Here is a 12,948-nt window from a genome sequence, read left to right as displayed (position 1 = left end):
CCTAAGACCTAGTGTTGTGGTAATAGCAACACCGCCTGTTAGGTACATATACACCAAAAGTGTATAGAACGAAACAGGACGAGGTGATGACACACCTCTTAACCAAAGGCTAGTTCAAACCAGAAACGGACTGCGAACGCGATAGCACTTTAGAATCCCATTGCTTTAGCTATGGGAGTGTCAAACCGAATGACTACTAGATGTAGTGACATATTATACAATAACTAGATGTAAAGGGGAGTACGCTTAATGAAGCATGCATTAGTATTGCAATCAGATTTTGGATTAAGCGATGGAGCAGTTAGTGCAATGTATGGTGTAGCCAATTCTGTTGATGGGACTATACCGATATTTGATATAACGCACGATATTCCCCCATACAATATTTGGGAAGCATCTTATCGTTTATTACAAACGATGATGTATTGGCCGGAGGGAACGGTTTTTGTCTCCGTTGTTGATCCTGGTGTGGGTACGAATCGTAATAGTGTAGTAGTTCAAACGGAAACGAATCAGTTCATCGTAACCCCAGATAATGGTACGCTCACACATATAAATAAAAAAATTGGGATTAAAAAAGTACGTACAATTGATGAAAATGTGAATCGCCTCCCAAAATCTGGTGCGTCTCATACATTTCATGGTCGTGATGTATATGCTTATACAGGGGCGAGACTGGCAGCAGGAATTATTAACTATGAACAAGTTGGTGATGAACTTTCTCTTGATACGATTGTGGATTTACCATTTTATGAAGCATACTTAGACGCTAATCAAATTGCAGGAATCATTGACATTTTAGACGTTCGTTTCGGTAATCTGTGGACGAATGTTAGTCGTGAGTTGTTTAATAAATTAGATGTAGAATATGGGGATACATGTGAAATCATCATTCAACACGAAACGAAACCAGTGTATGAAAACACGATAATATTTGGAAAATCATTTGCTGCGATATCTATAGGTGAACCCCTTTTGTACATCAATTCCCTAGACAACATTGCAGTAGCTATAAACCAAGGGTCGTTTGCCAATATAAACAAGATTGGAACAGGGTATAATTGGAAAATCATGATACGTAAAATTTACTAGCAGTAATACAAACAATAAGCAGTTAACCAATCAATATGCTCCTCCTATGTTTGTGACAGATTAAGGATAGTCTGTTATTTTAGGGGGGAGTTTCTTACTGTCAAGACGTTTATATGACTTCAGAAACACGAATGGAAGTGAGATTGATTGACATGTGTGTTAATGTAAAAATGAATAATTTTATTAGCTGAGTCAATTTCATAATTGCCTTATTCAGCTAGCTACAAATCAGTAGTATGAAGTTGACTAAGCTAGGCTTAATTTTCTTAGCACCTTGTAAAGTCTGTTCGTAAGTTACATGATAAGTATTTAAAAATACGTGATTACATTTGATGGAGGATGTGCATGAAAAGTAGAATGATATTTTTAGCAAGTGTAATTGTTATCACAACATTGGTGACTGTCTTTATTTTTTGGGACAATCCTATCAAAAAAGAAAAAGTTGAAAGTAATATTAATACATCAGATAAACTCTCATACAAAGACAACGCTTTATCGATTGAAGAAAGGGTGTCAGATTTAATATCGAGAATGACATTAGAAGAGAAGATTGGGCAGATGATCCAACCGGAGCGTACGGCTGTTACTCCTAAGGATGTAAAGCGGTATGGCATAGGTTCGATATTGAGTGGGGGTGGTTCTGTTCCAAGTAACAACACGCCTGAAGGATGGGCTGATATGGTGGATGAATTCCAACAAGGGGCACTAGCTACACGACTAGGAATTCCGATTATATATGGAGTTGATGCAGTCCATGGCCATAATAACGTTAAAGATGCTACAATTTTCCCACATAATATTGGTCTTGGCGCTGCCAACGATGTAGATCTTATGAAACAAATTGGCAGTGCGACAGCTGAGGAAGTACGAGCAACTGGAATAAGCTATACGTTTGCTCCTTGTTTATGTGTACCACAAAACGTCAGATGGGGTAGAACTTATGAAGGATATAGTGAAAATCCAGAAATGGTAGGCAAACTAGGTACCGCTCTCGTAGAAGGTTTGCAAGGATCACCAGAAGCTGACACTTTTCTAAAAGGAACAAAGGTGGCCGCATCTATTAAACATTTTGTTGGTGATGGATTAACAAAAGACGGTATTGACCAGGGGGATGTGTCTGAATTTAGTGAGCAACAATTACAGCAATATATTGCTCCATTTGAACAGGCGATTGAAGCAGGCGCACGAACTGTTATGGTTACATATAGCAGTATTAATGGACGTAAGACACATGGTGATTACCATCTGATTACAGAAGTATTAAAGCAGGAAATCGGTTTTCAAGGTGTCGTAATTTCAGACTATAATGGTCCACAACAAGTGGTACCTGATGATTTTGAAGCATCAATTAAACAGAGCATTCATGCAGGTATCGATTTATTTATGATTCCGAACGATTGGAAAAAGTTTTTAGATACAACGAAGAAGCTAGTAGAAAATGATGAGGTATCATTAGCAAGAATTGATGATGCAGTTACAAGAATTTTACGATTAAAGATGGAAAACGGACTGTTTGAACAACCTTTGGCAGATAGAACTTTAGTGGAAAAAGGAGTAGGTACGGTTGAGCACCGGAAACTTGCTCGTGAAGCTGTTAGAAAATCACAAGTACTGCTTAAAAATGAAAATAATATACTTCCTTTATCAAAGCAAGGAAACATCATAGTTGTTGGTAGAAAAGCAGATAATATCGGGATTCAATCTGGTGGCTGGACGCTTGAATGGCAAGGGAAACCAGATCCGGATTTGACACAAGGAACTACGATTATTGAAGGAATAAGAGAAGTTGCGGGTAATGAAGCAACGATCAGTTTTAGTGAAGAAGGTACAGATTTACAAAATAATGACGCAGCAATTGTCGTTGTTGGGGAAGAGCCATATGCAGAATACGAAGGAGATGTAGATCATCTACAATTAAGCCAAGAAGATATTACCTTACTCAATGAGGTGAAAGAAACCGGTATCCCAATGGTTGTCATTTTACTATCCGGTAGGCCGATGATTGTCACAGATTTAGTGAAAGATTGGGATGCATTTGTTGCTTCATGGTTACCAGGGACTGAGGGCGCTGGAATTGCTGATGTATTATTTGGAGATTATCAGTTTTCAGGGAAACTATCGTATTCGTGGCCGAAAAATATGAAGCAAGTAAATGATGAGGACCAATCTACCCCATTATATCCATTTGGATACGGGTTATAGAGAGGCCAGTAGAGAGAAACAGACAGTCTTATAAGGTCAAAAAACATCGGGAAACCGATTTCTTAGTAAAGATAATTTATTTAGTGTTTTGATAAAAAAAGAGTTGATATTGTAATAACTATGTAATATACTCTAATAAGAAAGCGATTACAGCGCGTGGCATGGAAGTTTTCGCTATCTTTTTTTAATCAATTAGGAAACCGCTTTCCGTGCGAGGCTGGATTCCTAAGGTAACCTAGGCAAATACTTTTTCAACACTTTCCCAGAGCAGGGAAAAGTGTAGGGAAATGAAATAGGTTACTAGTTTAGTAGTAAAAATTTTATAATACTCAAAATGGGGGTAAGTAAAGATGAAGAAGTGGTTATTATTAGTAGTTCTTTCATTAGTAATGTTAACGGTTGCAGCTTGTAGTGGTGGCGATGGCGAGGAATCAGAGGGAAACACAAACTCTAATTCAAATGCAAACGATAACAATGGTGCTAGTGACAGTGGTGAAACAGTAGAATTAAGCTTCCAAGCATATGGTAGTACTGGATATCAAGAATTGATTGATGAATACCAAGATGCGCATCCAAATGTGAAGATAACATTAAGTGAAGGTGAAATGAACGACGTTCTTAGTAACTTGTTCACTTCTATCTCAGCAGGTAGCGGTGCTCCAGATATTGCACTGATTGAAGTTAGTCAAATTGAGAAATTTAAACAAGCACAAGATCAGTTCTATAACTTAAATGATTATGGTGCTGGCGATTTATCTGGTAACTACCTTGACTGGAAATGGCAACAAGCACAAAGCGTAGATGGTTCATTCCAATTAGGTTTCCCTACTGATATCGGGCCAACTACAATGTTCTATCGTACAGATGTAATGGAAGCGGCTGGTTTACCAACGGACCGCGCTGCACTTGCAGAAGAAATTAGCACTTGGGATGATTTCTATGAAGCAGCTAAAACGATAAAAGCAGAAACTGACAAACCAATTACAGATGCTCCACAAATGGTATTCAATGCACTTCGTGACCAACAGCCAGTTCAATATTTCAATGAAGATGATGAACTTGTTGCAGAAGAAAATGTAAAAGAAGCATATGATTATACTACTAAAATGATTCAAGAAGGTTTAATCGGACAAAATGCACTTTGGACTCCTGAATGGGGTACTGCAATGGCTGAAGGTAGCTATGCGGCAATGCCAGGAGCACCGGGTTGGATGGTAAATAACGTTAGAAGTAATGCACCAGATGCTAGCGGTTTATGGGATGTAACTCAAATTCCTGAAGGTGCTGGTAACTGGGGTGGATCATTCTTAACGATTCCTGCTGAGTCTGAGCATCCACAAGAAGCATATGATTTCATTTCTTGGTTAACAGCTCCAGAACAACAATTGAGATCATTTACGATTGCAGGATTGTTCCCTTCTACACCAGATGTGTATGAAAATGAAGAGTTCTTGGCAGCTACTGATGAATATTTCAATGGTGCGCCAACTGCAAAAATCTTTGCTGAAGCAGCAAAAAGTGTTGTACCTGTATACTTGGGAATTAACTACTCAATCGTAGATACTGAAATAAATACAGCGCTTACGAACGTTGCTGTTGAAGGTGCAGACCCACAAGAAGAATGGGATGCAGCAATTGAACGTATTGAATCTCAATTAGAAAGACAGTAAGGATGATGTTCAAACGGTCTATGGAGAGATCCATAGACCGTTTGAAATCAATTGGAAGGAGAGAAAAAAATGGTACAAACAAACCTTGAAGTCCAGCAAGCTCCAAAAAAGTCATCCTTAAGTGAGAAAACAAAAGAAGCTATCTCCGGTTATATCTATATCGCTCCATTTTTTATTTTGTTTGGTATCTTCGGCCTTTTCCCAATTCTTTTTAGCTTTTATTTAGGCTTTCAAAAATGGAATGGACTCGGTGAAATGGAGTATGTTGGATTACAAAACTTTGAGTGGATACTAACAGATCCTATGTTTTGGACCTCATTGACTAATACTTTAATCATGTGGGTGTTAGGTACAATTCCACAGTTAATAGTAGGTATTATATTAGCTTATGCATTAAACTCAGCATTGATTAAATTTAAAACAATATTTCGTGTTTCTATATTCATGCCTTACGTAACTTCTACTGTTGCGGTTGCAATCGTATTTGGAGTTATGTTTAATAGCCAGGATTTTGGATTAATTAACGTGATCGTTGGTTTGTTTGGTGTAGATCCTGTTGCGTGGAGTACGAACTGGTGGGGCGTAAAAATTGCTATCTCAACCATGGTATTCTGGCGTTGGGTTGGTTATAACACAATAATTTATTTGGCAGGTTTGCAAGCTATTCCAAATGAATTGTATGAAGCAGCAGTAATCGATGGTGCAACCGTTAGACAAAAAATACAGTACATCACGATTCCAATGTTGCGTCCAATCATTATTTTAACCGTGTTCACTTCTACAATTGGAGCACTCCAACTGTTTACTGAACCGTTAATTTTCCTTGGTCGTACGTACAGAGAAGAAGGTATTACGGTTGTGCTTTATCTATATCGTGAAGCATTTTCAAACCTTGCATTTGGTCCAGCGTCCGCAGCTGCGATAATTTTATTTATCATCATCATAATCATATCTGGATTTAACGTTTTACTTGCAAATAGGCTTGGAAGATAAGGAGGAGAAAGCAAATGAGTGAAAAAACTGTAACTAAAAATAAATTTTCTTTATCAAAAGCGTTTGTTTACCTATTACTTACCGTTGGCTCCTTCTTATCCATTTTTCCGCTTTATTGGATGTTTGTTATGGCAACCAACCATAACAGTGCCATTAACAAAGTGCCGCCTGCAATGATACCAGGTGGTGAACTAGTAACAAACTTTCAAAACGTATTAAATGCAATAGATTTCTTTGGAGCTATATGGAATTCGGTAATTGTATCAACTGTTGCAACTCTTGGAGTATTATTCCTTTGTTCATTAGCAGGATTTGCATTTGCTAAATTTGAATTTAAAGGTAAAAACTTCTTGTTTGTATTTATCTTAGTTACAATGATGATTCCACCACAACTTGGGCTAATCCCACAATATATTATTATCACAAAATTGGATTGGTTAAGTGATTTAAAAGCAATTATTGTTCCTGGATTGATCGACGCTTTCGGTATCTTCTGGATGAGACAGTATATTAGTAGTAACGTACCGAAAGAACTTGTAGAAGCTGCTAAAATTGATGGTTGCTCTAACTTTAGAGTATACTGGAATATAGCAGTGCCAGTTATTATTCCAGCTTTCGCTACGCTTGCGATAATTAAGTTCATGTACATTTGGAATGATTTCCTATGGCCGTTAGTAGTTTTAAGAGACGAGTCTTCATACACCATTCAGGTTGCTTTACGTGGACTAATTGATAACTATGTTCGTGATAACGGTATGATACTGTCTGGAACTTTCTGGGCAACTGTCCCGTTAATCATTATATTCCTATTATTAAATAGATTGTTTATTTCAAGCTTAACAGAGGGTGCGGTAAAAAGTTAGAGTATTTGTATACTAAAAAAACAGAGGGATTTAAATGAGGCTTACGATAAAGGACATTGCAAGGATGGCAGGTGTTTCACCAGGTACCGTATCGAAAGTAATTAATAATACTGGTAATATCAGCCCCAAAACAGTCAAGAAAGTATTGAAAATAATAGAAGAAACAGGATATCAGCCTAGTTTCTCTGCAAAATCGTTGGCTACAAAAAGATCACATCTTATTGGGTTAATTTATGCCGGGAAAGTAAATGCAGAATTCAATCACCCTTTTTTTAACCAAGTTATTAATACTTTTAAGATTTCGGTTGGAAGGTTAGGTTATGATATTTTAGTGTTCTCTAATAATCAATTTAGTAATGATAAAGAAGACTATCTAAAGCGATGCAAACATTTTCAATTAGATGGTTGCTTAATTATTGCTGGTGAAAACATTGAAGAGGCAATTTACGAATTGGATCAAAGTACAGTTCCTTGTGTCGGTGTAGACATTGAACTAAAGGGACCCAAGTCTACTTATGTGACTACGGATAATCGTAAGAGTTCTGCTAAAGTTGTGGAACATCTATACTTACATTCCATCAAAGATGTTGCCTTTATCGGTGGTCCATCCGATTCTGTGATATCTAATATTCGTAAAGAAAGTTTCGTTGACTATATGAATAATTTCGGTATGTCTACTCGTGGTGAATGGATCAAACATGGGGATTACTTTGAAGATTCAGGTTATTACGCGATGAAACAAATTCTTGCACATCGTCCTTATCCACAAGCTGTGTATGCTGCCTCAGATATGATGGCTCTAGGTGCTCTAAAGGCTATAAAAGAGGTTGGTTTACGAGTTCCGCAGGATATAAAGCTAATAGGCTGTGATGACATTGAAGCATGCAGATACAGCGATCCCCCACTTGCTACAATTAAGCAAGATAAGGATAAAATGGGGAAACTAGCGGCACATATGTTGCATGATTTAATTAGCAAAAATACGGAACCAAACGCAGTTATGGTGGATCCTGAATTAGTTTTAAGAGAATCATGCAGGATAGATAATAATTATATGTCAAATACAAGAGGGTAATCTTATGAATAAATCAGGAAATATGTTTTTTCGTATATTAGATATATTCACACATTTTCTATTATTAAATGTGATGTGGTTCATTTGTTGTATTCCAATTGTTACTATTTTCCCAGCCACTGCTGCTTTATTTGGTGTTGCTAGAAAATGGGCATTTGAAGGAATTGACGCTGGATTATTCTCTTTATTTGTACAACAATTTAAAGCAAATTTCAAGAAAAGTTTTATCCTTGGTGTTATGTGGACGATTGCTTCGTTAATTATTGCATATGATTTTTATATTTTACATTATGTTGAATTTACTGGAAAAGCAATTGTATTTAATCTGTTAAGCCTGATGACTGTGCTGTATTTGTTCACATCGATTCATCTTTTTTTTATCATGGTACATTACGAGCTAACTATTTTACAAATACTTAAAAATTCAATATTTGTATCGATTAGCTATATCTTTCATACGATACTCTGCTTTATTATTATTGGATTAGTAATAGCGCTTTGCTTTTTCGTACCTGTATTTTTGCTAGTTGCAGGCAGTATTTTAGCTTTTACTCTGTCGCATATTTTAATAAGATTGTCGCAAAAAATACAACAAGTAAAGACAGCAACATAGAATTTTAATATAGCAAAATTGACAATCTGTAATGCTTGCACATAAGTATTACAGTTTTCTTTATGTCCAAAAAGTTAAGATGTAGCAATTTTCAGATGACCCTTCTTGGTGTATTTATTTGCATAGGCAGAGGCAACGAATGATTCAGGTTTTACCACAGGCTCCAAACCAACTGATTCGATTCTTGCCATCATTTCACTAGCGAGAAAACGAGTTAACGATCGTGTTTCAACACCAACATCTATATGACCTTCCATACTGAAGGAGCTTCCTCTATATAAATAAGGCAGCACAATGTCTATTAGTTGGTTTTTTCGATCATCGTTGAATAAAAACGCTACTTGTTCTGTTAACGTTGTCTCCATCGAAATTTTCTCATGTAAATTTAGAAATTTTCTATTGAATCTTACAGGTAAGATACAAGCCCAAGCACCTTTTCCACGCCGTTGAATTACCACGCCTGTAACAAATGTCGTACTTGACTTGTGTACTTGTGAATCAGTACCAACCATAAGACGATAATTCGCATTTGGTACTTGTTTCATAAATTGGACAATATGTGCGAATACATCCTCAAAATACATATGATTCTCTGAAAGGTTCTTAAATTTACCATCATATATAAAAGGAAGCTGATCTCCCTCCATCATCTCGATCTCCTTTCCAGTTCATCGACAGTTTGAACTGTTGATAAGGAATGTTTTATGAGAATTCTTAAGATAGTTATATTCAATTATAAGAGAAAAAATTCAAGTTCGCTTAATATAGTATATTTACAATTCATTGGGGAAGGGTGGGCTATTGAAATAGAAAATCAATAAACAAAGAAAAAACCCAAGAAATCTAATAAGATTCTTGGGTTTTCCTGTTAACAGAAGGTAAGCATTCTTCTTCAACTTTACACTTAGAAAGGAGTAGCGGAGAAAAATGATGATGTACTATACATAGATTATCAACTTTCTAACCTTATGTCATTAATTGTGTTAGATAATCTAACGCGATATTATCTCATCAATAATTATTACTTTACCTTGGCATTTGAATTTTATATTTGTATTTATCTGCACGATAGACAGTACGTACATATTCAAATGGCGTTTCCATCGAGAACGTCGTACGTCGTATTAAAAGGATTGGATCACCTTCTTGTAATTTTAAAAGATCTATTTCGGATTCATTAGCCAAGGCTGACTCAATTTCCTGATCCCCATGAGTTATTTTTAAATTTAAGGTTTGCTCGATATAGGAATAAAATGAATCAATAAAATTTAGCTCTGTTAGTTTTCCAACTATTGATTTAGGCGTGTAAGTTGTTTCTAAAGCTAATGGCTCTTTGTTTGCCAATCGTATCCGGTATATTTTGTATATTGGATCATTCGTTTGAATAGAAAGTTTTTCTGCAACAAGGGGATCGGCTGGTTCCTCTTCAAAACTTATAATCTTGGAAGATGGTACTAAACCACGTGCTTTTACGTCTTCACTAAAGCTTGTAATTCCTTTAAGTGATTGAGCAAACTTTTTTTCCGCAACAAAAGTACCCTTTCCTTTCTCTCTAATTAATAATCCTTCGTTTGCTAAGTTGTTTATTGCTTGTCTTGCAGTCATGCGACTGATGCCATATTGTTCAGAGTATTCTCTTTCTGAAGGTAAAAGATCTCCTGTTTTTAATTTACCTGTTTCGATAAGGCTACGAATTTCTTCTTCTAACTGATAATAAATAGGAAGTGGTGAATTTTTATCTAACAAAGTATCCCTCTTTCCATTTGTTTAACCTGATGATTAGATTTTACCAAAAACCACTAAACAAGTATAGAAGTACAAATGTATAGACAACTATAAAACTATATGATAGGTTAAGTGTAGGATGACTTTGAAATCATCTGGTTGAGTCTATGTGATTGTTGCAGATGAAGTAGTGCATATAATCAAAGGACCAGTTTACATGCATGCAATAAAGAAAATAATGGTGTTAATTCGTGGAATATGCTTTTTACGAGGAGGATTTATAAATGGAATTATATACGGTCGAGGATTATGAAACAATGAGTCGTGAGGTGTGCGCAATTATCTGTCAGAAGATGAGTACATTATCTTCACCTGTGCTCGGACTTGCAACGGGATCCACACCGGTTCGCTTATATGAAATGTTGGTAGAGCAGTACAAGGCGGGTGCTATCTCTTTTTCTAACACACATACGTTTAATTTAGATGAGTATATAGGATTACTTGCTAATGATCCAAACAGTTATAGATATTTCATGGATAAACATCTGTTTAACTATATTGATATTCCTAATCACCAAGTGAACATACCAAATGGAAAAGCGAAAAACCTTGAAGATGAATGTATGCGATATGAGGAGTCGATTCAAGCTCATGATGGGATTGACCTACAAATATTAGGTCTAGGAATGAACGGGCATATCGGATTTAATGAGCCAGGAACGTCGTTCAATTCGTCTACACATATCGTTGAATTGCAATCATCCACAAGAAAAGCAAATGCACGCTTTTTTAATACGATTGATGAGGTACCGACAAAAGCGATTACAATGGGGATTAGTACGATTATGAAGAGCAAAGAAATTGTATTAATGGTTTCAGGGGAAAACAAAGCAATTGCGCTACAGGAACTCCTAAATAAGCAGGTATCAGAACAGTTTCCAGCATCAATACTACATCAGCATAGCAATGTTAAGGTGATTGCAGACAAAGCAGCATTGTCTAGTAAAATAAGAAGCTAATTGGCTCCAATAATTAGGAATCAAATCATAGGAAAAGCCTAGAAAAGAGTTACCTTTTCTAGGCTTTTCCTAAAGACAACCTAAAAGACACAAATAAGACACCTTAAATTAATAAACGGAAGCAATGAGTAAATTCTCTATTCATTAAAGAAATCATATCAGTATTGTGCAGACAAATCAGCCTTCTTGTTAGTTTTTCTAACAAACAAATTTTATCCATGGGTAGAAGTAGCAAACCGAGTACTTACAGTATGTACATATATACACTAAGGAAATGGGCTAAGCTACCTAGCAGAATAAAAATGTGAAAGATCTCATGAAATCCCATGTACTTTGTCTCTAAGATTTTTGGCTTTGTAGCATAAATGACACCGCCAATTGTATAGATTATCCCACCTATAATGAGGAGAGTTAGTCCCATTGTAGGGATCGATTTTGACAGTGGAGAAAAAGCAAAAATAGCGATCCATCCCATAATGATATATAAACTAGTAGAAAGCCATCTTGGACAATTAAACCAGACCATTTTAAAGACTACCCCGCTTACAGCAAAAACGAAAATGACACTAATTAATAACCATCCAATCATTCCATTTAGCCCTATTAAGCAGAAGGGAGCATAAGTTCCTGCGATTAAAATGAATATCATCGAGTGGTCTATTTTGCGTAAAAAGCTAATGACGTTGTTCTTTGCTATAACCATGTGATACGTTGCAGACGCACTATAAAGCATGATCATACTTATGCCGAAGATAATCACAGCTGCTATCGCCAACGCGTTATCAGCAGTTGCAGTGGCTTTTATAGTCATTGCTAATAATCCAATAAAAGATAGAATTGCTCCAGCTAAATGTGTGAAGCCATTAATTGGTTCTCTAATGTACTGATTCATAATTATACCTCCACGGTGCAATATGTAGTTTTTAATACTACATATAATAATATACGCATTACATCACATAGTCAACATTTACCTTTGATGAATGATAAGGTAAAATGAATGTAATAAAACAGATAGGTGGTTTAATATGCGTAATATACAACAGTCAGCAGAGAAGCTTCAAATAAGTAATTTATCAATGGAGGACATACCGAATATTGATTTGTATATGGATCAAGTCATCCAATTGTTTGAAAAAAAATTGGAAGGAACCAAACGAAACGAGCAAGACAAAATACTAACAAAAACCATGATTAACAATTATTCTAAAGCAAAACTACTGTTTCCAATAAAAAATAAAAAGTACTCTAAGCAACATTTAATATTAATAAGTCTCATTTATCAATTAAAAGGTACCTTATCAATGAATGACATAAAAGCAACGTTAGATGGGATCAATAATAATATAGAGGAAACAGATTTTCCATTAGAAGGATTTTATGATGTTTATCTTAAATTAACAGAGATAAACAAGGAAGCATTTCGAAGCGATATAATTGAACGCTCAAAAGAGGTAAGTAAAGAATCTGAACAAATCGAAACAGAGGAATCAAGTTACATTGAACAAGTATTATTAATTGCTAGTCTAGTTAATGTAAGTAATTTGTATCGTAGATTGGCTGAAAAATTAGTGGACGAACTTGAGGAGGAGGAGTAGTGCCTGCAACCGCCCGAATAGGCTGTTAATCTGGCGTAGCCCTTTACTAGTGAGGTGAAGTGCATGGCCCTATTCAGTCGGTTCGGGCGGTTGTAGGC

General features: G+C 36.0%; 12 protein-coding genes. 9 read left to right on the top strand and 3 right to left on the bottom strand.

Going from position 1 to position 12,948, the window contains the following annotated elements; genetic code table 11:
* Positions 1–249 precede the first annotated feature (249 nt).
* From ACI6MV_RS21765 to ACI6MV_RS21735, 7 genes are all read left to right on the top strand, one after another.
* Complete coding sequence (locus tag ACI6MV_RS21765) at positions 250–1,092, top strand: SAM hydrolase/SAM-dependent halogenase family protein (protein ID WP_407272434.1); 843 nt, start codon at positions 250–252, stop codon at positions 1,090–1,092.
* A 345-nt stretch (positions 1,093–1,437) separates the two neighbouring features.
* Complete coding sequence (locus tag ACI6MV_RS21760) at positions 1,438–3,294, top strand: glycoside hydrolase family 3 protein (protein ID WP_407272433.1); 1,857 nt, start codon at positions 1,438–1,440, stop codon at positions 3,292–3,294.
* Between the two features lie 350 nt (positions 3,295–3,644).
* Positions 3,645–4,964 carry an extracellular solute-binding protein gene (locus ACI6MV_RS21755; protein ID WP_407272432.1) on the top strand — a complete coding sequence of 440 codons (1,320 nt, stop codon included), beginning with the start codon at positions 3,645–3,647 and terminating at the stop codon, positions 4,962–4,964.
* 69 nt (positions 4,965–5,033) lie between these two features.
* Entirely contained in the window at positions 5,034–5,957 is a 924-nt protein-coding gene (locus ACI6MV_RS21750; protein ID WP_407272431.1) for a carbohydrate ABC transporter permease, read from the top strand.
* Positions 5,958–5,971: 14 nt separating this feature from the next.
* On the top strand, positions 5,972–6,820 hold the full coding sequence (locus ACI6MV_RS21745; protein WP_407272430.1) for a carbohydrate ABC transporter permease: 849 nt from the start codon (positions 5,972–5,974) through the stop codon (positions 6,818–6,820).
* 34 nt (positions 6,821–6,854) lie between these two features.
* Positions 6,855–7,895 (top strand): LacI family DNA-binding transcriptional regulator, encoded by a 1,041-nt coding sequence (locus tag ACI6MV_RS21740; RefSeq protein ID WP_407272429.1) that lies wholly within the window; start codon positions 6,855–6,857, stop codon positions 7,893–7,895.
* 4 nt (positions 7,896–7,899) lie between these two features.
* Positions 7,900–8,508, top strand: a complete 609-nt coding sequence (locus tag ACI6MV_RS21735; RefSeq protein WP_407272428.1) for a YesL family protein — start codon at positions 7,900–7,902, stop codon at positions 8,506–8,508.
* Positions 8,509–8,582: 74 nt separating this feature from the next.
* On the opposite strand, the gene ACI6MV_RS21730 is transcribed toward ACI6MV_RS21735, so the two are convergent.
* Both ACI6MV_RS21730 and ACI6MV_RS21725 read right to left on the bottom strand, forming a co-directional pair.
* Positions 8,583–9,155 carry a ribonuclease H-like YkuK family protein gene (locus ACI6MV_RS21730; RefSeq protein WP_407272427.1) on the bottom strand — a complete coding sequence of 191 codons (573 nt, stop codon included), beginning with the start codon at positions 9,153–9,155 and terminating at the stop codon, positions 8,583–8,585.
* A gap of 379 nt (positions 9,156–9,534) precedes the next feature.
* Complete coding sequence (locus ACI6MV_RS21725) at positions 9,535–10,254, bottom strand: GntR family transcriptional regulator (RefSeq protein WP_407272426.1); 720 nt, start codon at positions 10,252–10,254, stop codon at positions 9,535–9,537.
* Positions 10,255–10,517: 263 nt separating this feature from the next.
* Here ACI6MV_RS21725 and nagB point away from each other — a divergent pair, with 263 nt between their 5' ends.
* The gene (nagB, locus tag ACI6MV_RS21720; RefSeq protein ID WP_407272425.1) at positions 10,518–11,252 is read left to right on the top strand and encodes a glucosamine-6-phosphate deaminase; all 735 of its coding nucleotides are present in this window, start codon (positions 10,518–10,520) and stop codon (positions 11,250–11,252) included.
* A gap of 244 nt (positions 11,253–11,496) precedes the next feature.
* Here nagB and trhA read toward each other — a convergent pair whose 3' ends face one another.
* Complete coding sequence (trhA, locus tag ACI6MV_RS21715; protein ID WP_407272424.1) at positions 11,497–12,144, bottom strand: PAQR family membrane homeostasis protein TrhA; 648 nt, start codon at positions 12,142–12,144, stop codon at positions 11,497–11,499.
* A 136-nt stretch (positions 12,145–12,280) separates the two neighbouring features.
* Here trhA and ACI6MV_RS21710 point away from each other — a divergent pair, with 136 nt between their 5' ends.
* Complete coding sequence (locus ACI6MV_RS21710; protein ID WP_407272423.1) at positions 12,281–12,850, top strand: DUF1836 domain-containing protein; 570 nt, start codon at positions 12,281–12,283, stop codon at positions 12,848–12,850.
* Positions 12,851–12,948 lie beyond the last annotated feature (98 nt).

Source organism: Radiobacillus sp. PE A8.2, assembly GCF_045635475.1.
Classification (GTDB): domain Bacteria; phylum Bacillota; class Bacilli; order Bacillales; family Amphibacillaceae; genus JBJGXI01.
Note: the sequence above shows the minus strand (reverse complement) of the source record. Positions and strands in the feature narration are given on the sequence as shown.